This is a genomic window from Lysinibacillus sp. NPDC058147, from assembly GCF_042884205.1.
Taxonomy (GTDB): domain Bacteria; phylum Bacillota; class Bacilli; order Bacillales_A; family Planococcaceae; genus Lysinibacillus.
On the sequence record NZ_JBHVUJ010000003.1, the window covers coordinates 115,053 to 136,179 of the forward strand.

At 37.0% G+C, this 21,127-nt stretch carries 26 protein-coding genes; 10 read left to right on the forward strand and 16 right to left on the reverse strand.

What is annotated here, in order from left to right; genetic code table 11:
• Positions 1–202 precede the first annotated feature (202 nt).
• Positions 203–469, reverse strand: a complete 267-nt coding sequence (locus ACFVT8_RS10090) for a YqkE family protein (RefSeq protein ID WP_132363177.1) — start codon at positions 467–469, stop codon at positions 203–205.
• Positions 470–491: 22 nt separating this feature from the next.
• Positions 492–1,676 (reverse strand): acetyl-CoA C-acetyltransferase, encoded by a 1,185-nt coding sequence (locus tag ACFVT8_RS10095; RefSeq protein ID WP_387080229.1) that lies wholly within the window; start codon positions 1,674–1,676, stop codon positions 492–494.
• 247 nt (positions 1,677–1,923) lie between these two features.
• On the opposite strand from ACFVT8_RS10095, the gene ACFVT8_RS10100 reads away from it, so the two are divergent.
• Entirely contained in the window at positions 1,924–2,895 is a 972-nt protein-coding gene (locus tag ACFVT8_RS10100; protein ID WP_387080227.1) for an alpha/beta hydrolase, read from the forward strand.
• A gap of 460 nt (positions 2,896–3,355) precedes the next feature.
• Here the strand turns inward: ACFVT8_RS10100 and ACFVT8_RS10105 are convergent, their stop codons facing one another.
• From ACFVT8_RS10105 to sirA, 3 genes are all read right to left on the reverse strand, one after another.
• Positions 3,356–3,859 carry an S-ribosylhomocysteine lyase gene (locus ACFVT8_RS10105; RefSeq protein WP_387080225.1) on the reverse strand — a complete coding sequence of 168 codons (504 nt, stop codon included), beginning with the start codon at positions 3,857–3,859 and terminating at the stop codon, positions 3,356–3,358.
• A 188-nt stretch (positions 3,860–4,047) separates the two neighbouring features.
• Entirely contained in the window at positions 4,048–4,266 is a 219-nt protein-coding gene (locus ACFVT8_RS10110) for a YneF family protein (RefSeq protein ID WP_387080223.1), read from the reverse strand.
• A gap of 102 nt (positions 4,267–4,368) precedes the next feature.
• On the reverse strand, positions 4,369–4,794 hold the full coding sequence (gene sirA / locus ACFVT8_RS10115) for a sporulation inhibitor of replication protein SirA (RefSeq protein WP_053483154.1): 426 nt from the start codon (positions 4,792–4,794) through the stop codon (positions 4,369–4,371).
• 284 nt (positions 4,795–5,078) lie between these two features.
• Between sirA and ACFVT8_RS10120 the strand changes: the two genes are divergently transcribed.
• The 6 genes from ACFVT8_RS10120 (at position 5,079) to ACFVT8_RS10145 (ending at position 9,879) form a co-directional block, all read left to right on the forward strand.
• Complete coding sequence (locus ACFVT8_RS10120) at positions 5,079–5,432, forward strand: lmo0954 family membrane protein (protein ID WP_387080221.1); 354 nt, start codon at positions 5,079–5,081, stop codon at positions 5,430–5,432.
• A 15-nt stretch (positions 5,433–5,447) separates the two neighbouring features.
• The gene (locus ACFVT8_RS10125) at positions 5,448–6,086 is read left to right on the forward strand and encodes a PspA/IM30 family protein (protein WP_387080219.1); all 639 of its coding nucleotides are present in this window, start codon (positions 5,448–5,450) and stop codon (positions 6,084–6,086) included.
• 679 nt (positions 6,087–6,765) lie between these two features.
• Positions 6,766–6,951, forward strand: a complete 186-nt coding sequence (locus ACFVT8_RS10130; RefSeq protein ID WP_387224269.1) for an alpha/beta fold hydrolase — start codon at positions 6,766–6,768, stop codon at positions 6,949–6,951.
• A gap of 603 nt (positions 6,952–7,554) precedes the next feature.
• The gene (liaF, locus tag ACFVT8_RS10135) at positions 7,555–8,238 is read left to right on the forward strand and encodes a cell wall-active antibiotics response protein LiaF (RefSeq protein WP_387080217.1); all 684 of its coding nucleotides are present in this window, start codon (positions 7,555–7,557) and stop codon (positions 8,236–8,238) included.
• On the forward strand, positions 8,235–9,272 hold the full coding sequence (locus ACFVT8_RS10140) for a sensor histidine kinase (protein WP_387080215.1): 1,038 nt from the start codon (positions 8,235–8,237) through the stop codon (positions 9,270–9,272). The genes liaF and ACFVT8_RS10140 overlap by 4 nt, the downstream gene beginning before the upstream one ends.
• The gene (locus ACFVT8_RS10145) at positions 9,247–9,879 is read left to right on the forward strand and encodes a response regulator transcription factor (protein WP_387080213.1); all 633 of its coding nucleotides are present in this window, start codon (positions 9,247–9,249) and stop codon (positions 9,877–9,879) included. Before ACFVT8_RS10140 ends, ACFVT8_RS10145 begins: the two co-directional genes overlap by 26 nt.
• A 138-nt stretch (positions 9,880–10,017) precedes the next feature.
• Here ACFVT8_RS10145 and ACFVT8_RS10150 read toward each other — a convergent pair whose 3' ends face one another.
• Entirely contained in the window at positions 10,018–10,677 is a 660-nt protein-coding gene (locus ACFVT8_RS10150; RefSeq protein WP_387080211.1) for an HAD family hydrolase, read from the reverse strand.
• 188 nt (positions 10,678–10,865) lie between these two features.
• On the opposite strand from ACFVT8_RS10150, the gene ACFVT8_RS10155 reads away from it, so the two are divergent.
• Positions 10,866–11,213 (forward strand): hypothetical protein, encoded by a 348-nt coding sequence (locus tag ACFVT8_RS10155; RefSeq protein ID WP_387080209.1) that lies wholly within the window; start codon positions 10,866–10,868, stop codon positions 11,211–11,213.
• 30 nt (positions 11,214–11,243) lie between these two features.
• On the opposite strand, the gene tkt is transcribed toward ACFVT8_RS10155, so the two are convergent.
• Positions 11,244–13,238 carry a transketolase gene (tkt, locus tag ACFVT8_RS10160; RefSeq protein ID WP_387080208.1) on the reverse strand — a complete coding sequence of 665 codons (1,995 nt, stop codon included), beginning with the start codon at positions 13,236–13,238 and terminating at the stop codon, positions 11,244–11,246.
• Between the two features lie 126 nt (positions 13,239–13,364).
• Positions 13,365–13,598, reverse strand: coding sequence for a DUF896 domain-containing protein (locus ACFVT8_RS10165; protein WP_387080206.1), 234 nt, complete (start codon positions 13,596–13,598; stop codon positions 13,365–13,367).
• Positions 13,599–13,807: 209 nt separating this feature from the next.
• Between ACFVT8_RS10165 and ACFVT8_RS10170 the strand changes: the two genes are divergently transcribed.
• The gene (locus ACFVT8_RS10170) at positions 13,808–14,320 is read left to right on the forward strand and encodes a GNAT family N-acetyltransferase (RefSeq protein WP_387080204.1); all 513 of its coding nucleotides are present in this window, start codon (positions 13,808–13,810) and stop codon (positions 14,318–14,320) included.
• Positions 14,321–14,695: 375 nt separating this feature from the next.
• On the opposite strand, the gene ACFVT8_RS10175 is transcribed toward ACFVT8_RS10170, so the two are convergent.
• Both ACFVT8_RS10175 and yneA read right to left on the reverse strand, forming a co-directional pair.
• The gene (locus ACFVT8_RS10175) at positions 14,696–15,373 is read right to left on the reverse strand and encodes a YneB family resolvase-like protein (protein ID WP_387080202.1); all 678 of its coding nucleotides are present in this window, start codon (positions 15,371–15,373) and stop codon (positions 14,696–14,698) included.
• Positions 15,370–15,684, reverse strand: coding sequence for a cell division suppressor protein YneA (gene yneA / locus ACFVT8_RS10180; RefSeq protein WP_387080200.1), 315 nt, complete (start codon positions 15,682–15,684; stop codon positions 15,370–15,372). The genes ACFVT8_RS10175 and yneA overlap by 4 nt, the downstream gene beginning before the upstream one ends.
• Before the next feature lie 163 nt (positions 15,685–15,847).
• Here yneA and lexA point away from each other — a divergent pair, with 163 nt between their 5' ends.
• The gene (gene lexA / locus ACFVT8_RS10185) at positions 15,848–16,465 is read left to right on the forward strand and encodes a transcriptional repressor LexA (RefSeq protein WP_053483178.1); all 618 of its coding nucleotides are present in this window, start codon (positions 15,848–15,850) and stop codon (positions 16,463–16,465) included.
• A gap of 174 nt (positions 16,466–16,639) precedes the next feature.
• Here lexA and ACFVT8_RS10190 read toward each other — a convergent pair whose 3' ends face one another.
• The 6 genes from ACFVT8_RS10190 to ACFVT8_RS10215 form a co-directional block, all read right to left on the reverse strand.
• Positions 16,640–17,362 (reverse strand): gamma-glutamyl-gamma-aminobutyrate hydrolase family protein, encoded by a 723-nt coding sequence (locus ACFVT8_RS10190; RefSeq protein WP_387080198.1) that lies wholly within the window; start codon positions 17,360–17,362, stop codon positions 16,640–16,642.
• A gap of 88 nt (positions 17,363–17,450) precedes the next feature.
• Positions 17,451–18,203, reverse strand: coding sequence for a prepilin peptidase (locus ACFVT8_RS10195; RefSeq protein ID WP_387080197.1), 753 nt, complete (start codon positions 18,201–18,203; stop codon positions 17,451–17,453).
• A 59-nt stretch (positions 18,204–18,262) separates the two neighbouring features.
• On the reverse strand, positions 18,263–18,952 hold the full coding sequence (locus ACFVT8_RS10200) for a hypothetical protein (RefSeq protein ID WP_387080195.1): 690 nt from the start codon (positions 18,950–18,952) through the stop codon (positions 18,263–18,265).
• On the reverse strand, positions 18,945–19,544 hold the full coding sequence (locus ACFVT8_RS10205) for a PilN domain-containing protein (protein ID WP_387080193.1): 600 nt from the start codon (positions 19,542–19,544) through the stop codon (positions 18,945–18,947). Before ACFVT8_RS10205 ends, ACFVT8_RS10200 begins: the two co-directional genes overlap by 8 nt.
• Positions 19,541–20,515 carry a type IV pilus biogenesis protein PilM gene (gene pilM / locus ACFVT8_RS10210; RefSeq protein WP_387080192.1) on the reverse strand — a complete coding sequence of 325 codons (975 nt, stop codon included), beginning with the start codon at positions 20,513–20,515 and terminating at the stop codon, positions 19,541–19,543. The genes ACFVT8_RS10205 and pilM overlap by 4 nt, the downstream gene beginning before the upstream one ends.
• Before the next feature lie 122 nt (positions 20,516–20,637).
• On the reverse strand, positions 20,638–21,099 hold the full coding sequence (locus ACFVT8_RS10215; protein WP_387080190.1) for a prepilin-type N-terminal cleavage/methylation domain-containing protein: 462 nt from the start codon (positions 21,097–21,099) through the stop codon (positions 20,638–20,640).
• Positions 21,100–21,127 lie beyond the last annotated feature (28 nt).

The following is a 21,127-nucleotide window of genomic DNA, read 5'->3' on the forward strand; positions in this document are numbered from 1 at the left end:
TATTTAAAGGTGATTAATTTTATCATTAGAGGAATATAATGTAAATAAATTCCTTCACAACTATTTTTCCAACAAAAACAAATATCATTCCGATGAATCTTAGAATCTTTCCGATAAAACATAAAATTGTTCCGATAAATCTCGAAATCTTTCCAATAAAACATAAAAACAGTGAATCCGCATTTGGATTCACTGTTTCTCTTTAGAATTTTGAGCCTTTGTCGCCGTATTCGTTTAGTAGTTCTTCAAACGATTTGTTTTTTTCGCGTTGTTTGCGCTCAAAGGCCAGCTTTGCTTGGCGCTCTTCTTCTGCGGCCTGCTCTTTCGCTGTTAAATCTTGCTTGGCAGCTTTTAATTTGGCAAGCACGTCACCGCCTAGCTGATCGGCTAATGTAACTGCCTCCTGCTTTGGTAGACTAGCTGTAACGCTACTATCCACGCGTTGCTGTTGTTTTCGTTTCTTTCCCATTGCATTCACCTTCTTATTCACTTCAAGGGCGCTTGACCACTGTTGCTACGCCTTGCCCACCACCGATACATAATGTTGCGAGACCTGTTTTTGCATCAAGCTTTTCCATCTCATGTAAAAGCGTTACTAAAATACGTGCTCCACTTGCACCAATTGGGTGACCAAGAGCAATTGCGCCCCCGTTCACATTTAGTTTATCATGATTAAAGCCTAGTTCGCGATCTACAGCAATAGATTGAGCTGCAAAAGCTTCATTTGCTTCAATTAAATCTATATTATCTAACGTCACATCAGCCTTTGCCAATGCTTTCTTTACGGCCGTTACTGGGCCAGTTCCCATAATAGCTGGGTCAACACCCGCACTTGCATTCGCTGCAATGAGTGCCATTGGTCGAATGCCTAACTCGTCCGCTTTTTCTTTCGACATGACAACGACAGCCGCTGCGCCATCGTTAATGCCTGATGCGTTTGCTGCTGTTACGGAGCCATCCTTTTTAAAGGCAGGACGTAGTTTTGATAGTGACTCTGCTGTAACGCCTTGACGCGGGAATTCATCTTTATCAAAAATAATAGGATCTCCCTTGCGTTGAGGAATTTCCACCGCTACGATTTCCTCGTTAAACTTCCCTGTTGCCATTGCCGCTTCTGCACGTTGTTGTGAACGTGCTGCAAAGGCATCTTGTTCCTCTCGGGAAATCTCATAGGCATCACATAAATTTTCAGCTGTTACGCCCATATGATAGTCATTGAATGCACACCATAATCCGTCATGAATCATCGTATCGACTACTTTTTGATCCCCCATGCGGAAGCCTTCACGTGCATTTTTTAAGACATACGGAGCTTGGCTCATATTTTCAAAGCCACCTGCAACGATAATATCCGCATCACCTGCTAAAATAGCTTGTGTCGCTAAGTGAACTGCTTTTAGACCTGAGCCACAAACTTTATTAATCGTTAACGCAGATACTTCATGTGGTAAGCCTGCTGCAATTGCTGCTTGACGAGCTGGATTTTGACCAAGTCCAGCCGATAAGACATTCCCCATAATGACTTCGTCGACTTGTTCACCTGCTACACCAGCACGTGCTAATGCATCTTTTATAACAATACTCCCTAATTTTGTCGCTGGTACGTCCTTTAAAGTTCCTTGGAATGAACCAATAGCTGTTCGTACAGCACTTACTATTACTACCTCTTTCTTCATAAACATTCTCCCCTTTTCACCGTTCAAAAATGAACACTGCATGCATATGCTACTAGCAGATATATCTATTTTAACAAATATTTTGACGATTTTCGATAATAGAAATAATCGCGGTTTTGCCAAAGATATTGTAAAATGTTGACGTGTTTTAAACAATCTCAGTTGGGAACATTACAAATAAGAAAAGTGCATACATACGAATCGTATGCCTAGACAACAAAAGAAACAGGACGTGGAGGTGCTAATAATGAAAAAGAAAATGCTTTTATTTTCAGGTATAACAACGACGATTGCCGCAGCAGCAACTGGTCTATTCGGCTTCGCGCTCTCCAATAAATTAATGTACATTAAGCAAAAGGATCCCGAATTTGTTCGTGAACGCGAAACAACTGCTAAACGTTTTGACGAAGCTTGGTACAATAAAAATTTAAAATGTGAATTAAATATTGACTCTCCTAATGACTATACGATCCGCGGCATTATGTTTCAGCCATTGGAAACAAATAATACCATCATTATTTGCCATGGCGTAACAGAAAATAAAATCAACTCCGTCAAATATGCCCGACTTTTTGAACGACTTGGCTACAATTCAGTTATTTTTGATCATCGTAGACATGGGGAGACAGGTGGAAAAACGACTAGCTACGGCTATTATGAAAAAAATGATCTTGACGCAGTAGTCAAAACTATAAAGGCAATGATTGGGGAAGACGCCATTCTTGGTATTCACGGTGAATCGATGGGTGCCGCAACAATGCTACTATATGCAGGAACTGTAGAGGATGGTGCAGATTTCTATATTTCTGATTGTGCGTTTTCTGATTTTTCAATGCTGCTGAAACAAATTGCGAAGACAGAATTTAAATACGGCTCAATTATCCCAATTCGTTTTGCAGATTTTTTTGTCCGCTTACGAGACGGGTATTCCTTTAAAAGTGTAACACCTTCTGAGGCTGTAACAAATATTGAAAAGCCTGTGCTCTTTATCCATAGTATTCCTGACACATTTATCCCTGCTTCTATGTCACTGGATTTATACAATAAAAAAACCGGCCCTAAGAAGCTGAAGCTATTTGATAAAGGTGCTCATGCACAGTCCTTTAATGAAAATATGGCTGAATATGAGGATTTAATCCATGACTTTTTAGAAAATTTCATTTATCAAAAAATTAATCGTGATTCTTCTTCGTCTAATGTCATTCCTTTTCATTTTTAGAGCAAATGAAAAACCCTAATGTGTCAATAAGTGTCATTTAAATAAAATATAGTTCTTCTGCAAACGAGGGGTTGATTTCCGTTCCGACTAGGCGTTTTGTTGTTGCTGTCGCTTCGCTTTGCACAGAGCAAAACTTCCTGGGGGCGTCACAGATGAGCCGCCCAGTTTCCACTCCAATCAACCAATTCACATAACATGTACCTTCTGACATGTTAGCGGCATCATAAGTAAAAGAAGGAAAGCGAGTAGCCTAGGATGGAATTCACCCTCATTTTAAGCTCCATAGCTTCAAAATAATTTCCTTAACCATTTTATTTTTCAATGAAATAAAGGTGTCATATTAAAATCATAGACACAATGAAAAACCTTGCAATACTGAACTGAACTGAACTGCACTCCATTGTTAGAAGGTGTCTAACAATTGGAGTGCAGTTCATTCACGCAAGGTTTATTAAAACTTTTATTCTGCAAAAACGATATGCCATTCATCACGTTTTGCTAAAAATTCTTTAGCTAACGCTTGTGCACCTTCTAGACTATGGCTAGCTGCCCAGCCGCATTGTACCTCATTGCACGCAGGTACTGCAGTGGCCTTTGTTACATCTGTAAATGTATTTTCCAAAATATTTAATAAGTCTTCATAATCATTGTGATTTATTAGCGATACATAGAAGCCAGTTTGGCATCCCATTGGACTGAAATCAACAATATGATCAGAGTAATTGCGAATAATGTCTGCCGATAAATGCTCTAAGGAATGTAATGCAGGCATTTCCATATGCTCTTTATTTGGCTGTTTAAAACGAATATCGTATTTGTACACTTCATCGCCATTTTTTCCTGTTTTAACACCTGCTAAACGTACATATGGCGCTTTTACTTTCGTATGATCTAAATCAAAGCTTTCAACATTTGTTTTTTCTTTCTGCAATGCACACAACTCCTTTATATTGAATATTTCCATTATAACGAGTTTTCCGATAGAATTATATGATTTTTAAAAAATATTTAAATAATTCTAAAAAATCAACAACGACCAATTTTGCCTTGGCGTAAATTGCACCGGAGGCTATAACTTATTTCAGTTAATGTTTGCAAAAAATAAAAAACAACTAGCCCTGGCTTGGACTAGTTGCTCTTTAAAAATTCCAATTATTTTTGGAATTTATTCATTTGTGTCATCATTTGACGTACTTGCTTTTCAGACGGCGTACGACCCATTTGCGCCATCATCATACGAATCATTTGTTCGTTAATTGGTGGGTTTTCTTTTAAATATTTCATCATAGCTTGACGAGCTAAAAAGAAACCAAGTGCTGCGCCCGCTGCTAATGCGATAATTACAATAATAATCCAGCCCCATGTAGGCATACAACCAACCTCCTCCACTACAATATATACCGAGAAAAAAACTCTCCACGCTCCATTATACACCAAATATTAGCGTGTTACTATATATTGTAGTGAAATTTCCTAATGCATTGTATACTTCATAGGTTTTAGCCATCCACACTCATTATCTTGTTTATTAAATGCAATAAAGCGCTCGCTCATCTTTGCAAGCATTTGGAATAGATCCAAATCAAGCATTCGTGATCCCTCACAATAGACACAAATTTTGCGTTCCACTAAATAAATAGCCATTTTTCCTTTTATCGGATGTTCTAAAAATAAAGCATTACGAGCTCTCTCTAAATGTGCATATTTGGAATCTAGTTGCGCCTCAAGCATCGTAGCAATCTCATCGAAGCGTACGGTTTCACATATATATGCAAGCTCTTTTAAGGATTTCTCGTTAGCGTCTTCACAGCCCTGCATCATTTCTAATAACTTACGCTCTCTGCCGAAAATAAACGTTAAATGCTCTTCTTTTATTTTATATATGGAATAGGTTCTCACTAGAAATCCTCCTTCGCTCATTTCTTTTTCATAAGTATAGCTCATCCAAACTCTTTAATTTGTCAAACGAAGGAAGTATTCATCTTCTATTTTTGTCGAAAACTTTCTACTTTCGGTTCTATCAAATGCTTTATGACTAATTAAGTTTTTACAACTTTGAGCTTCTTTTATAGTACTTAGAATATCCTCAGCCTCAAGACCTAGAGTAAAATCAATTTCCAGTCCGTTTTAGCAAAGCTTTCTAATAGGTAATATAAAGGTATCAACGAAAGGAGCTAAAACATATGAGAAAATTTTTTCTACTAATAGGAGGCTTTATCGCAGGGTGTGTTGCACTTGCTTTAACAGGACCGCTAGCAGGTCTACTATTTTCTGGGTTGTTTGTAGCACTCGGAATGCACTTCTACACTTCAAGTAAATCGTCATTTGGCAAAATCTTTTGGTTTACAGTGGGTCTGATTGGTGTTCTATCAGCAATATCTAATGTCCCAGCAATGGTTGGTTTAGCAGCAATCGCTGTCATCTATGTTATCTATAAAAAATGGAATGGCGAAGATGTAAAAATCCCAACAATTGAGGCTAAAGAAGAAGATCCATTTACAAACTTTGAAAAAGAATGGTCAAACTTAACAAAATAAAAGGAGCGAATTTACATGAACTTATTTCAACGTTTTAAATATACAATAGAGGCAGATTTACATCAGTTATTTGATAAGAAGGAACAAAAAAATCCAATTGCGATGTTAAACCAATACATTCGTGAAGCAGAAAAACAAACAGAGCAAACTGGAAAATTATTAGAGCGTCAAGGTCAGTTAAAAGAAAAACTAGAGCAGGAATTTAAACAAAATGCAGAATTACTAGCTAAACGTGAGGCACAACTAACATTAGCTACTACTAGCGGTGAGCAAGATTTAATCGATTTTGCTTCTGATGAAGTTGCTGCTTACACAGCACGTAACAATACATTACAAGCTAGTATCGAAGCTAGTACACGTGAATACTTCGAGCTTGAACGCAAATTTGAAACGATGAAACACAAAATTAAAGATATGAAAGTGCGTCAATTACAACTTATGGGTAAAGAAAACGTCACACGCGCTCACCATCAAATGGACGGTATGATTGCTAAAAACAATAAAACCAACTTTGAAGATTTAGAATCGTATATCGATAAGCTGGCTTACCAAATCGACAAAGACCATGAAGTAACATCTTTCGAGTCTCGTCTTGCACAACTAGAAAAAAATGCAGCAGAAGATAACGCACCACTGCTAATTGAAAATAAATAATAGTAACTGCTAATTGAAAAAAATAACATGTTATAATAAAGGAAATAAGGGATGCCTCAATTATTGAAGCATCCCATTTCTTTGAAGAAAAAACTTTGCACTTATTGAAGGTGACCAAAAAGAGATAAAGGAAATTGTAATAATGAAAATAATAGTAAACAGAAAGTGGTTTAATCCTATGATTAAATATGTCTTTTTGCTTTGATTATTCTAACATTACTTATATTCATGTTATTAGGTTATCGCTTCATAGCACAAAATAAAACAAAAAAGTGCTGAAATCATCGAAAATGGTGGTATTAGCGAGTTAAAGGAAATCAATGTAAATGGAGATAAACAATATATATTAGTGGAAGGAAAAGATAAGGAGAAACCATTTTGTTTATTCTTACATGGTGGGCTGGGGTCACCATTTCCCTACGGCATAAGTGCGCGAACATTGTATCCTGAAGTAACCCAGAATTGCGTAGCAGTTTATTATGATCAAAGAGGTTCCTGAAAAAGTTTTAACTTCTTTCAGCAAATCTCTTTTGTACCGAAAGCGTAGCGACAGGTACAGAAGTCTCCCACCTCAATAGGTGGTGAGATGAATGCGATTTTAAATCACTTTTCAACGGGTGTCCAAACATCCGCTGAAAGAAGTTAAAGCCTCCGGATCAAAAAAATAACGAATACTATACTGACCCTTTCTCAATTTACAGAAGATGCTAATATAATAGTGGATTATATTAGAGAACACTATCAACAGGAAAAAATATTTGTCATTGGTCAGTCCTTCGGTACAGTCATTGGAACTCAATTAGTTTCTAATTATCCTAAGAAAGTTCCATGCCTACCTAGGAATTTCTCAATTAACCAATACTAGTAAAGGCCAAGAACTTGGATACAATTGGTTACAGAGTGAAGCTATAGCTATGGAGATAAAAAAACACTTCGAATTTTAGAAGATATAGGAAAAGGACCTTATTTAGCAAAAGATGAGGATCAATTTAGCGATCTTATCAATCAATATAAAAGCATGAATTATTTTGATGATACGATTAAGAAAGTAAATCTCTTTGAATTGATAAAAGGGGGTTTCACTTCCCCTGATTACTCTTTACAGGATCTGTATAAAGCATTTATTTCAGGGCCACAATTTAGCCTTATTAAAAGCCAAGAGCTAAAAAAAGAAATCATTCTTACTAATTTTTTTGATTCTGTAAAAAGTATAGATATACCCGTTTATTTTATACAAGGTAAATATGATAAACAGACGAATTATGAATTAGCAAAGCAATATTATTAGCTATTTGATGCTCCAAATGGTAAGGAATTTATCACTGAGCACTCTGCTCACTATCCAAATGCACTGGATTCAACGGTAATGAATGACACAATCAAAAAAATGCTTGAAGATAATTAAACACTTTTATTTTAGGAGAAGTTCGTCTTCTCTCATCAATTTGTAGAAAGAAGGGTGACCCTCATGCAAAATTTCACAACTAATAAGCTCACTTTTGGGGTACTGTGCTTCTTTTTACTCGTTTTTGTGGAGCTTACAATTTTTAATAACGGTGGCGCCTTTTGTCTATTGATTGGGGCAGGACTTCTTTATTTAAGTTTCTCGAAAAAAAATCGTTTCTTTAAATGGACAGGAATTTTCTTTATCTCGATCGCACTCTTTACGATGTGGAGTTTACGCTTATTTATCGTCATCATTCTCTTATATATGCTTTATCAATACTTGCAAAGAGAAAACCAAGCCAAAGTTGTTGGTTTGGAACTTTTCGAAAAGCTTCCTACTACGAAAAACGAATTAATCGGTACAATGCCCGCACCATTAGAAGCCTATAAATGGCAAGATGTACAAATTCAGCGACTTGCAGGCGACATTACGATTGACACAACACAAACAATTTTACCTGCCGGCACAAGTCTCATTACGATTCGACAAGGCATTGGTAAGGTACAAATTTATATCCCATATGAAATTCCTTTCCGCTTACACTATACGACATTGTTCGGTGAATTAAAATGCCTGCATGTTGGGCCACAACGTTTACTCAATGAAAGTGTAAGTTTCTCAGATGGAAACCCCGAGGATGCCAAGCGTACACTTGTCATACATGTTGCAACATGGCTTGGGGACTTGGAGGTGCTACGTAAATGATTGCCTTTATCTCAAGAATATTTACTTTACTTTTTATGTTGATGAGTGCTACATTCGGTCTCCTTGTCGCTGTTTGGGGCGAGCCAAACGAGAAAACATGGGAGCCATTATGGCAGCAGAATTATAATAATATCCCACTCGGTGGTTTTATTGTTATCACTCTTTTTGCAATTAGTTTACTGATTGCAAGTTGGATTAGTATGACTGCCCGTGCAAGGGAAGCTCAGGCAACCCGCATCGTGAAACAGTTAGTTGAACCTGATTTTGTATTACCAAAAAAACAGCCTTTACCAAAGCCTTTGAAAAAAGCTTTAGTTCAAACTAGTGAGCTAATTGATACTCAACGAAAAAGCTTACAGCGCTTATCCAATGAACGTGCTGAAGCTAACGATAAAATTATTCAAGAGCGAATTATTGCTGAACGTCAACGCCTTGCTCGTGAGCTCCATGACTCTGTATCGCAGCAATTATTCGCCGCTTCGATGTTACTTTCCGCATTAACGGAAACCGATGAAAATGCTACAAGCTTAAAGCAGGTCGAAAAAATTGTGCAACAGGCACAGCTTGAAATGCGCGCATTATTATTGCATTTACGTCCAGTAGCTCTGCATAATAAAACGTTGGCACAAGGTCTTGAGGAGTTAATTATTGAGCTGCAGCAAAAAGTATTTTTTCATATTGAATATGAGCTTGAGGAAATGGCGTTATCCAAAGCGGAGGAGGATCATTTATTCCGTATTGCACAAGAGGCGTTATCGAATACGCTACGCCATGCCAAAGCGAGTGAAGTTGAATTACTGCTCGTTGCGCGCGATGATTTAGCTATTTTACGTATTCAGGACAATGGTCTCGGCTTTGATGTCGAAGCAGATAAATCTACTTCTTATGGCTTACAAAATATTGCCGAACGCGCTGTAGAGATTGGCTGTACGTATAAAATTGTGTCAGTACCTGGAGAAGGTACAATTGTAGAGGTTAAAATTCCGCTACAAAAGGAGGTTGAAGTAAATGATTCAAGTGTTAATAGTGGATGATCACGAAATGGTGCGAATCGGTGTTTCTGCCTATTTGTCAGCACAACCAGATATCACTGTTGTAGGTGAAGCTGAAAATGGTAAAGAGGCAGTGGAACGTGCTCTTGAGCTGCGTCCTGACATTATTTTAATGGACAATGTAATGCCAGTCATGACAGGAGCTGAAGCGACAGCTGAAATTTTAACAGCATGGCCAGAAGCAAAAATTATGATGGTAACAAGTTTTTTAGATGATGATAAAGTTTACCCCGCATTAGAGGCTGGTGCAGTCAGCTATATTTTAAAAACGTCCAATGCGAAGCAAATTGCCGATGCCATTCGTAAAACAATGGGTGGCGAAACTGTTTTAGAGCCAGAAGTAACATCAAAAATGATGCATCGCATGCGCCACGGCAATAGTACCCCACTTTATGAGCAACTCACTGAGCGTGAAATGGAAGTATTATTGCTCATGGCTAAAGGTAAAGCCAATCAGGAAATTGCCGATGACTTATACATTGCATTAAAAACCGTAAAAACACATGTCAGCAATATTTTAGCGAAGCTCGATGTTCAAGATCGCACACAAGCCGTTGTCTACGCTTTTCAAAACGGGCTTGCGAAGTAAGATTTGATTTATCAGTGATTTTATCCGGGTTATCAGCGATTTTCGCCCTTTTATCAGCGATTCTACCCGGCTTATCAGCGATTCTACCTGTTTTCCCAAAAATACGAAACTGCATTTTCCAATGCAGTTTCGTATTTTTTAATCTAATCTATTAAAAAATTCTTGCAGCTCGTTTACACTGTTCACTATGTATGTTGCTTGTGCTTCCGTTAATTCTTCTAGTGAGCCATAGCCATAAGTAACACCTATAGAATCAATTTGATTTTCATGTGCCCCAATAATATCGTATTTACGATCTCCTATCATTATAAATTGATCAATATTCACTTCCCTAAAGTGTTCACGTGCAAATGTAATAACTTCTCCTTTAGCTGACCGAGTACCATCTAAATTACTACCTGCTACAAAGTCAAAAAAATGCTCAAGGTTGAAATATTGTAAAATTTGTTCTGCAAATACAGTGGGCTTCGATGTAGCTATCGCTAACTGATATCCATCCTTCTGTAAACATTCTAATAATGAAGATATATTTTGATACAATTTATTCTCATACATGCCACTTTGGATAAAACGTTCACGATAATAGGCAATCGCTTGCTGTATTTGAACATCATTCAATCCATATATTTCTCGAAATGATACTTGCAGTGGCGGCCCAATAAACGTTTCAAGCTGATCTAGATCTTCCTCAACTATGCCAATTTTTTGTAAAGCATATTGAACAGATTTCGTTATCCCCATTTTAGGATCGGATAATGTGCCGTCTAAATCAAATAAAACTACGCTATATTTTTTCATTACTTGCACTCCTTTTACTGTTATTCCTTTATAGATTTGATTGATTTACTACAGAACCAAAATACCCCTCAACATTTCTAATTCAATGCCTACACTTATCATTGTATACCAAATGGAAATTAATACTAAGTAAATCCTAAAGAAACCTTTTATTACCAAAAACGTTATTATTTTTAAGGAGGGGTTGTGTGGATACTCAATTTACTTATAAGCATTTCGCAAATGAAAATACGTTTTCACTTCTTGATCCTATTTTTGAAGCTACCCTACTTTTTGCTGTTTTACTACTCATTATTGTGATTGTAAAAAAAGTATCTATTTGGTTTTGTTTACTTTTTGCTAGCCTCTCAGTACTTATCACAGGTCAGCTTCTTTGGTTTAGTGGCATTATAGCTGATGAGCTAAACATTGAAGGAAGTACTAAGGGCTTTTACTGTTTTGTCATTATGCTGCTCATTCATTGTATAGCTGTTTGGATTTCTTTAGTGAAGTCCTCAAAACGCGAAAAAATACCGCAACACTCGGAGGGGATTTAACCCCCACTGAGTATTGCGGTATTTAATAAATTATAGAGCTTTAACCTTCGCTACAACATTTTCTACTGTGAATCCGTATTTTTCCATCACTAATTCACCTGGTGCAGAAGCGCCGAACTTGTCAATCGCAAGAACGTCCCCTTCAAAACCAGTGTATTTATGCCAGCCGAATGATGCACCCATTTCGATTGCAAGACGTTTTGTTACAGCTTTTGGAAGAACAGATTCTTTGTAAGCTGCGTCTTGTTTTTCAAAGCGATCCATAGAAGGCATTGAAACAACTGCCACATCCACACCATCTGCTTTTAATGCTTTTTGTGCTTCAACTGCAAGTGAAACCTCAGAACCTGTTGCAATTAAAATGGCATCTGCCACTTCTTTTGTAGCAGGAGATACTGTATAAGCACCTTTAGTAACACCTTCACGTACTGTATCAATAGATGCGTCAAGCACAGGTAAGTTTTGACGAGATAATACTAAAACAGTTGGTGTTTTTTCAGATGCTACTGCTAGCTCCCATGCAACTGCTGATTCATTTGCATCAGCTGGTCGAACAACCGATAAATTTGGCATTGCACGTAAAGATGCAAGGTGTTCGATTGGTTCATGTGTTGGACCATCTTCACCTACAGCAATAGAATCATGTGTAAATACATAAGTAACAGGAAGACCCATTAGTGCAGAAAGACGTACAGCTGGACGAACATAATCAGAGAATACGAAGAATGTACCACCGAATACGTTAAGACCACCGTGAAGTGCCATACCGTTCATAGCAGCACCCATTGCAAACTCACGTACACCGAACCAAATATTACGTCCAGCATAATCGTCTGCAGAGAAATCTCCAGCGTCTTTCATTGTTGTTTTATTTGAGCCAGCAAGGTCAGCTGAACCACCGAAGAATGAAGGTGTTTTCTTCGCAATTGCATTGATTGCATCTCCAGAAGAAGAACGAGTAGCTACTGATTTACCTACTTCATAAACTGGTAATTCTGAAGCGAAATCCTCTGGTAATTGACCATTCATCGCATTTTCAAATTGTGCTGCTAATTCTGGGAACTCTTTCTTATATGCTTCAAACTTAGCATTCCAAGCTTCTTCAGGCTGTGCCCCTTGAATATTAGCTGCTGCAGCAAATGTATCATACACTTCAGCAGGAATTTGGAATGGCTCGTGTGCCCATTCATAAGATGCTTTAGTTAAAACAACCTCATCTTGACCAAGTGGTGCACCGTGAGAAGCTGCTTTACCTGATTTGTTTGGTGAACCAAAACCGATAACAGTTTTCACTTCGATAAGTGTTGGTTTGCCAGTTGATTTTTTAGCTTCTTCGATAGCTACGTTAATTGCTGCAACATCTGTACCATCTGCAACTTTTAAATAGTTCCAGCCATAAGATTCGAAACGTTTTTGAACATTTTCCGAGAATGATTTTTCTAAATCACCATCTAAAGAAATATCGTTTGAATCGTATAAAACGATTAACTTTTCAAGTTTTAAATGACCTGCTAAAGAAATAGCTTCAGCTGCCACACCTTCCATTAAATCGCCATCGCCACAAAGTGCAAACGTATAGTGATCAACGATGTCATGTCCTGGTTTATTGTAAGTAGCTGCTAAATGGCGTTCAGCCATTGCCATACCAACTGTCATAGCAATACCTTGACCTAGAGGACCTGTTGTTGCCTCTACCCCAACTGTATGACCATATTCAGGATGTCCTGGAGTTAATGAATCCCATTGACGGAAGTTTTGAATTTCCTCCATTGGTAAGCCGTAGCCACCTAGATGAAGTAGGCTGTATAGAAGCATAGAGCCATGACCTGCAGAAAGTACAAAACGGTCGCGGTTATACCATTTTGGATTAGCCGGATTATGGCGAAGTTGTTTTGTCCAAAGCGTATAAGCCATTGGCGCCGCCCCCATCGGTAAACCTGGGTGACCTGAGTTTGCTTTTTCAATTGCATCGATTGACAAAGTTCGGATAGCATTAATCGCTAGTTGATCCGCATGTTGAGTCATTATTTTGTGACATCCTTTCTCGTCCTATATATTCTTCTTTTACAGTTTAGTCAACATTGCTTCAGAAAACAATGGTTTTGTTATACTATTTACGATTAATAACATACTTTATAGAAATGTGTCACATTAATTGAGAAATTTATTTTTTTTCGCTTGTTTAACCTTGTCTGGTGTTACATCATTTCCTTCAGCATCTATCACTTTTACGTTTTCAATTGTATCTCGCATCGTCGCTCTAAATGTATCTAGATATTCTTTACGAAGCGCTGATCGCTCCTTAGCTTCTGCCTCTGTTAATGAACCACTTTTAGCCTTAGCAGAAAGTTCATTGATTCGGTTAATTTTTTCTTTTGATAACATAATTACACACCTTTCAATACATATCTTAATGAATATGGTATGCAAAGTATAGCATGTATTCCCTAATAATGCAGTTATACCAACCTTTCTAGTAATCAAATATTTTTGAAATAAATACCATAAATTACATGACTTTCAGATGCTAGAAGTGTATAACTGATTTATAGGGTTCCAAAACTACAATCGATTTATGCTTGGAGGAAAATGAATTGTTTATCAAAACGAACAGACTATTAATAAGAAAATTCGAGGTTCAAGATTGGCAAGCTATCTATGAATATACTTCAAATCCAAATGTGATGAAGTATCTTCCAGAGGACGTTTTTAATGAGGAGCAAGCAAAAAAGTTTGTTTCAGAAAATAGCGATGAAAAAGCAAAATACTTCCCTATTATTTTACAAAGTGAAAATATTGTTATTGGTCATATTGTTTTCCACCAATATTTTGGTGACCATACGTATGAGATTGGTTGGGTGTTAAATCCGAACTATTTCAATAATGGATATGCCTCTGAAGCAGCTAGGGCTGTACTGGACTACGGATTTAAAGAAATGAAACTTCATAGAATTATTGCAACATGCCAACCAGAAAATATCCCATCCTATCGAGTGATGGAGAAAATCGGCATGAGACGCGAGGGTTATTTCAAAAAATGTATACCCCATGGAGATGAGTGGTGGGATGAATACTACTATTCTGTCTTAGAAGAAGAATGGGCATAGGATACTTTCAGAGGAGAGATTCATATGAAAAAGACCGCTGTATTATTGTATCTCCAATTTAGTGAATATGAATTGGGTGTAGCATTATCAATATACCAGGGATAACGAATTAGCTCTAATTAATATGAAAACATAGTAACAGTTATAGATGATATAAATGTTTTTTAACATATAGAGAATTTATGAGGAAGAGAGGTAGAATTCGCTACTTCTCTTATTTTTTATTTTCCACTGGATACAGTGCTATATCCAAGCAACATGGTAAATGGATTTTGTTATTCATTCTTTTCATCGATCAGGTTCTATCCGTCACTTCGACAATACTTCAAGATCCATTAAAATAAAAAATCAGCGGGCCGGCAAAACTCCCACTGATTAAAACGTCACTTTATTTTGTTCGCTTCTCTCTTGATGTTCCCGATATCTCCTATGGACAGTAGCTTTGCTTACATCAAAGCCTAGACCTCTTAGAGTCATGGCAATTTCCTCAAAGGTGAAGCCTCGATTACGTAGCTTTACAATTTCTTCTACAGGTACATCTTTACGTTCTTGACCGTTTGGATTCCCACGATTGGATAAATTATTTTCAGGACGATAGCCATTTTCAACGGCACGACGCATTCCACGGCGTATTTTAGCATTATGAATTCTGCGCTGGTACTCCTCAACAATTGCTAAAATTTCTAGCAACATCGTATCCATTTCATTTAATTGTAAAGGTCCCTCGTCTCGCATAGAAAAAACATCAGTTTCAGTTTTCTGCAATAAATGCAATACTGCCATTCGAGCATTTCCGCGTCCTAAACGTGTTTCATCCTGCACGAATAATGCTTCTATTTCTTTTTCTTTTATGAAATCGAGCATTTCTAGTAAACCTTCACGTTCCACATCATAGCCACTATGCTTGTCCTTAAAAACATTTTTGACTTCATAGCCCTGTTCTTTAGCATAGCGCATCAACTCCTCCTGTTGACGCTCTAATGAGGAACTTTGTGTCTCTTTTTCTGTACTCACACGGCAATAGACAACAGCCGATTGTTGTTTAATTATCATTTTTCGTTTCTCGCAATTTCAATTGAATTTATAGAATTAGGTTGGCCACCCACTACTGGAATAACTAGGGATCTACCTGCAATAATTTGTACGTTCGATAATTCATTTTCTGTTTTTACTAGCTTAATCCATTCATCCGTTTTCATTTTACCACGGTATTGATCAGCTAACGACCATAAGCTATCACCATGTGCGATTTCAATTTCTGTGTATGTTACATCGCCTGGATCTGTTATAAAAAGGTATGCTGCAAAAAGTAAACAAGCTCCCAATAAAATTGTAATATGTGGATTTTTCTTTAACCAGTTCATGTTTAAAACCCCTTTTTAGAATGTTTGTTCGGAATATATGTTCTTATCATAGTGCGAACAAATGTTTTTGTCAAACACTTTTCGAACCTATGTTTGCTTAAGTGTTCGCATTCTGTTATACTACTAATAAGTAGAATCATTAGAAAAAAAGAGGTGAGCAATCATGAAAAAAGTTTCGAAAAGACAAGAGGCCATATTAGAATTCATTAAAGAAGAAGTGCGCGCAAAGGGGTATCCACCATCTGTACGTGAGATTGGTGAAGCAGTTGGACTTGCTTCAAGCTCAACAGTTCATGGACATTTATCTCGTTTAGAGCAAAAAGGCTTAATTCGACGCGATCCAACTAAACCACGTGCCATTGAAATTCTAGAGCCAGAGGATTCTATTCAAAAGCAACATGTTATACATGTCCCACTTGTCGGAAAGGTTACTGCAGGTTCTCCGATAACTGCTATTGAAAATATCGATGAATATTTCCCACTACCAGATACTTATGGTACTAGTGAAGATCAATTATTTATGCTAGAAATTATGGGTGAGTCAATGATTGAAGCTGGTATTTTAGACGGAGATTTAGTTATTGTTAAACAAAAAGCAACTGCTGATAATGGTGATATTGTCGTAGCAATGACTGAAGAAGATGAAGCAACGGTAAAGCGTTTCTTCAAGGAAAAAAATCATTTCCGTTTACAGCCTGAAAACTCAACAATGGAGCCAATTATCGTAGACCAAGTTTCTATTTTGGGGCAAGTTGTAGGTCTTTATCGTCGTGTACATTAAAAGTATCTTAATATTAAAATATAAAAAGAGGATATTATGTTCACAAAGGAGCATATCCCTCTTTTTTCTTATCTTTTAAGTTCCATTTTATTCACTAAAAAAGAACCCACTTTATAATGGATTCTTAACATTTAGCACTTGCCCTCGGTTAAAAAAATCTAAGCTTATAAAATTTTATGTCTCTACCTTAAATTTCAAACTTGCATTTATAAATGCAGCAAATAGTTTCTTTGACACTTCATCTCCTGCGATGGCTAGCTCTTCAGGATGCCATTGTACTGCTAGACAAAATGGTAAATCATCATGCACTACAGCTTCAATGATACCATCGTTTGATTTTGCTATCACTTTCAACTTTTCTGCTACTACGTTTATTGCCTGATGATGAAATGAATTCACAGCAATTTTTTCTTCCTCAATAATTGTTTTTAATAATGTATCAGGTGTTAGATTAACATGATGTGTAGTAACTCCTCTTGCCGCTTGTTGCACATGCTTTATTAATTTTTTACTATGGTACTCGCTCTCAATATCCTGATACACTGTGCCTCCAAACGCAACATTTAGTATTTGAAGCCCACGACAAATTCCAAGAATCGGCATTTTCCGAATATAGGCCGCGTTAATTAAAGCAAGCTCCACTGAATCTCGTTCAGGATGAACCTTCCCTAATTTGGGTGTAGGTTCTGCGTCAAAGAGGAACGGATGTACATCGTAGCCACCCGATAGTAATAATCCGTCCGTCAACGATAAAATTTGTGCTACATCTTCTTCAACTCCAAGTGGAATTATAAGTGGAACACCCCCTGCTTCAATTATACTTTTGCTATAAGCAGCATTTAGTCTTGAGGACAAATCATCCTCTGCAAAAGCCGTTATACCGATAATTGGTTTCATCTTATCCCCTCCATGATCTTTATCTTGCATTAACTGCCTGTAAAAGCCAGAAAACTATTAATCATTAAAGGACTCCTTAAATGATTAATTACCAAAACCCGAAATACCAATCCATCAACGCATCCCCATAGAAATAGATAATAATAGCTGCTAAAGCAATAAATGGTCCGAATGGTATAGGCGTTTTTCTTCCCTGCTCGCGTACCTTTAACACAACGATCCCAACAATCATACCAATCACAGCAGCTAAAAATAGCGTCAAAATGGCATGTATTGTGCCGAGTACGAGACCAAGTAAAAAGAATAATTTAATATCGCCACCACCCATTCCACCTCTTGATAGAACAGCTATACAATATAATATGCCAAAGCCTGCGACAGCACCTACTATACTATCCCACCACGGAGACAAGGGAGATATCACGCGTCCAAAAACTAGCAATGGTAAAAAGAATAATAGCACCTTATCGGGAATAAGCATATACGCAAAATCCGATACAACAATAATGACTAATAATGAAATTAATAATAGCGCTACGAAAAATTCTGCACTAAAGCCTAATTTCCAATAGGCAAAGGCAAATAATACACCTGTTATAAGTTCCATCAGTGGATAAATCCAAGAAATTTTTTGTCCACAGCTACGGCATTTTCCACCTAAAAATACATAAGACAAAACAGGCACCAAATCAAGCGCCCTCAACTGTCGCTTACAAGAAGTGCAATGCGAGGGCGGATGAACAATGGATTCTTTCAGTGGTACACGTAGGCCAACTACATTATAAAAAGAGCCAAGAACGAGACCAACTATTAAAACTGTAATTGTATAAGCGATTTCCATTTTTATGTCCTCCTATACTAATAGACGCCCATACATTTGAAGTATGCGCGCCATTTAGATTATTGTTGTCCTTCATAATAGAACGTCGTTATTTGTATGGTAGCTTTTAAAGTTAAATCGGCGTCCTTCTCTAACTGATCCTGTTCACCTGGTTTAGTTAAATTAATGGCATCAGTTTTCATCACGCGCTCTAATTGTTCAATTTCTTTTAAAAAGCTTTCTAGAGACTTATTATCTAAAGCAGCGACATCCAAGTTAAAGGTAATTAATTTTAAATTATCAGGGAGAGATTCCTTCGCAATAGAAGAAATGGGAGGTTTCTTCTCCTCATTCTCTTGCTTTCCATTTACTTCTGCATCAGCTTTTTCAAGCATGTTCGGATCAGATACATCTGATTGTGCTACAGATGTATCATCATTGTTAAATTCCATTGATTCAATACGTGTCCCTGTTACTTCTTCCATCTCAGCCAAATCTAAAACAATCTTTTCAACCGCTCTTGTTTCCGGTAGTTTCTGTCTCATCGCTAAAAGATTTGAGGTTGGTACTCCTTGCTTTTTATCTACCTTGGCTAGCTGCCCTTTTAAACTAGTAATTTGTTGTTGAAGTTGTTTCACATTGCTTTCTTTCGATTCGACTTCATTCATTTTAGGTAAAAGTAAATAGTAATATAAAGCAAATAAAATAGCAGCTATTAAAGCTATTAATAGCATAATAGATGATTTTTTACTACTTGTTAACTTATTCACGAGCGCTACCTCCTGCCAAGTACATTTGATTAATGGTCGCTGTAATTGACACCGAGTAACGAGGAATTTCTTTAAACTTTTGCTTCGGTGTTAGCTCCTTTTGTTCACCAACTTGCACATAAAAGTTAGAAATCGAGTTGATTTGTGTATCTGTAAAGTAATGACTAGCTAAAAGCTTTTCTACATATTTTGAAATGTCAGGCATTGATTCAAAGTCAACCGTAATGTTAATTATATCTGGCCCAAATTCATAGCTACGTAGATACGAATAGGCTGGTAATAATTTTTGCGCTTCTTCCATTAATGGTGTAACTGGATATGAAACATTCTGCACAAAATGCATCGACTCCTCCAATGACCCTTGATTGACACTTTGTTTTGCATCCAGCTCTTGCTGTAATTGGTCAACCTGTGTCGTTAAAGACTCTTCTTCAGTAAGTAGCATTGAGAGATCACTTTTCGCCGTAAAAAATAAAAATACAAAATATGTAACGACAATACCAACTACTAGGATTAGCAAACTATAGATGAGCTTTGGAGCATCTGCTCTTTTTTCTAGCTGTGGTAAAAGGTTAATATCTGGTACCATCATTTAACCTCCTTTAAAGCTAAGCCAAGTAGCGTTGAAAATTCCTTTTTAAAAGCCGGAAAAAACTTCGCTATTTTTGCGCCATCAACAATTGTCAAAGGTGTCGCTAAATTAGAGGCTAATAAATTACCAATGGGTGTTAACTGTGGGTTATCACCCAGAATGATGATTTCATCTACTGACTTTTCACCTTTATGTAAAGAAAACTTAAAGAAATTCATCATCCGATCAATTTCTAAAACTTGGTCCATTACCACCATATGATAATCATCGGCTTTGTCACTATATTCAAATCGATAGCTAAATTCATCTTCTTGTTTGCCCTGCCATTGCGATAAATTAGTTTCAATCGATTGATAACGTAAAAATTCAACCTGTCCTTGCGAAAATATACTAATGGAGAGTTCATTTATTGACCAATCAGCAATTAAATAGGTTTTGTCCTGAGCTAATAATGCCATATGCTCTAATAGTCGAATATTACATAATGCCCGAATGTCTACAGCTTCAGGATCTAAAGAAACATCTAGCACCATGCCAACCATTTTCGTTATTTCCTCCGAAGGTGCTGCAAATAGTATTGCTTTGCCATCCTCAGGATCAGAATCATAAACATCAATCAGTGGTTCTTGGAAAGGTAAATGAATGGAATGTCCTAACTCCATTTCTGCATAACCACGCAATTCAGTTGCCTCAATATCTTTCGGATGCTCAAAATTTTTTAAAAGCACCGTCGTATCAGGTACAAACATACGTACAGGCTGTTTTTTCCCCGTCCATTTCACTACCTGTTCTTTTATAATTTCAAAAAGTGCTACTTCATCCATAATTGTCGCATTTTCAACGATGCCCGCCACTAGAGGATATTCAAACCCCTCCCACTGACTAGGCTCTGGTCCTTTCGCCACAATCGCACGGAGCACATAATCCTTTAATTCAATTGAAACATGCGATTTTTTCTTTCTCCTAAACATGTGAAAAGACCTCCTTATCTTATTCAAAGAATCTTCTTAATTAGTCATCCATTTCCCAGCCAGAAACGTTAGATTTTAACGTTTCTGAATGGGTTGGGAGGACTGATTAATCTGCAGATTCTTTAATTACTTCCTCCTTCACTTCCTTCTTCACTTCCTCCTGCTTTTGTTAATTTTTTATTTAAATCGTTTTCAGTTATTGATCCATCAATTTTAAACTCTTTTAATTTTAATTCTAAAAATCTTGGATAAGCGATTGTCCATACTTTGTTTGTTTCGCTATAAGTCACTAAAGTTCCATCTGGCAATTTAATACCTTCTACAAAATCTTTTAATGTTGTTTGATTACACGCTTTTTTATCACCATCACAAACCCCATCAGCATAAGCAATTTTCGCTCCTGCAAGAATGTTTGAAGCTTCTGCTAGAATAGCTCGGTCTTTAGATTTATTAATGATATTACCAATCGCAGGAATTGCGATCGCTGCTATAATTGCAAGAATTACAATTACCGCTAAAAGCTCGATTAATGTTAAACCTTTCTCATTGTTTAGTCGTTTTTTGTTTACTAATTTTTTAAACATAGTAGGTTTCCCCCTTATATTTTTTATT

Excerpts from the sequence above, each read along its gene's own strand:
- liaF (WP_387080217.1), top strand. The coding sequence starts at position 7,555 with ATGCAAAATTTCACAACTAATAAGCTCACTTTTGGGGTACTGTGCTTC.
- ACFVT8_RS10140 (WP_387080215.1), top strand. The coding sequence starts at position 8,235 with ATGATTGCCTTTATCTCAAGAATATTTACTTTACTTTTTATGTTGATG.
- yneA (WP_387080200.1), bottom strand. The coding sequence starts at position 15,684 with ATGAACTGGTTAAAGAAAAATCCACATATTACAATTTTATTGGGAGCT.
- ACFVT8_RS10195 (WP_387080197.1), bottom strand. The coding sequence starts at position 18,203 with ATGGAAATCGCTTATACAATTACAGTTTTAATAGTTGGTCTCGTTCTT.
- ACFVT8_RS10165 (WP_387080206.1), bottom strand. The coding sequence starts at position 13,598 with ATGTTATCAAAAGAAAAAATTAACCGAATCAATGAACTTTCTGCTAAG.
- tkt (WP_387080208.1), bottom strand. The coding sequence starts at position 13,238 with ATGACTCAACATGCGGATCAACTAGCGATTAATGCTATCCGAACTTTG.
- ACFVT8_RS10120 (WP_387080221.1), top strand. The coding sequence starts at position 5,079 with ATGAGAAAATTTTTTCTACTAATAGGAGGCTTTATCGCAGGGTGTGTT.
- ACFVT8_RS10100 (WP_387080227.1), top strand. The coding sequence starts at position 1,924 with ATGAAAAAGAAAATGCTTTTATTTTCAGGTATAACAACGACGATTGCC.
- ACFVT8_RS10090 (WP_132363177.1), bottom strand. The coding sequence starts at position 469 with ATGGGAAAGAAACGAAAACAACAGCAACGCGTGGATAGTAGCGTTACA.
- ACFVT8_RS10205 (WP_387080193.1), bottom strand. The coding sequence starts at position 19,544 with ATGATGGTACCAGATATTAACCTTTTACCACAGCTAGAAAAAAGAGCA.
- pilM (WP_387080192.1), bottom strand. The coding sequence starts at position 20,515 with ATGTTTAGGAGAAAGAAAAAATCGCATGTTTCAATTGAATTAAAGGAT.
- ACFVT8_RS10110 (WP_387080223.1), bottom strand. The coding sequence starts at position 4,266 with ATGCCTACATGGGGCTGGATTATTATTGTAATTATCGCATTAGCAGCG.
- ACFVT8_RS10215 (WP_387080190.1), bottom strand. The coding sequence starts at position 21,099 with ATGTTTAAAAAATTAGTAAACAAAAAACGACTAAACAATGAGAAAGGT.
- ACFVT8_RS10175 (WP_387080202.1), bottom strand. The coding sequence starts at position 15,373 with ATGATAATTAAACAACAATCGGCTGTTGTCTATTGCCGTGTGAGTACA.
- ACFVT8_RS10125 (WP_387080219.1), top strand. The coding sequence starts at position 5,448 with ATGAACTTATTTCAACGTTTTAAATATACAATAGAGGCAGATTTACAT.
- ACFVT8_RS10150 (WP_387080211.1), bottom strand. The coding sequence starts at position 10,677 with ATGAAAAAATATAGCGTAGTTTTATTTGATTTAGACGGCACATTATCC.
- ACFVT8_RS10105 (WP_387080225.1), bottom strand. The coding sequence starts at position 3,859 with ATGGAAATATTCAATATAAAGGAGTTGTGTGCATTGCAGAAAGAAAAA.
- ACFVT8_RS10145 (WP_387080213.1), top strand. The coding sequence starts at position 9,247 with ATGATTCAAGTGTTAATAGTGGATGATCACGAAATGGTGCGAATCGGT.
- ACFVT8_RS10095 (WP_387080229.1), bottom strand. The coding sequence starts at position 1,676 with ATGAAGAAAGAGGTAGTAATAGTAAGTGCTGTACGAACAGCTATTGGT.
- lexA (WP_053483178.1), top strand. The coding sequence starts at position 15,848 with ATGAAAAAAGTTTCGAAAAGACAAGAGGCCATATTAGAATTCATTAAA.
- ACFVT8_RS10190 (WP_387080198.1), bottom strand. The coding sequence starts at position 17,362 with ATGAAACCAATTATCGGTATAACGGCTTTTGCAGAGGATGATTTGTCC.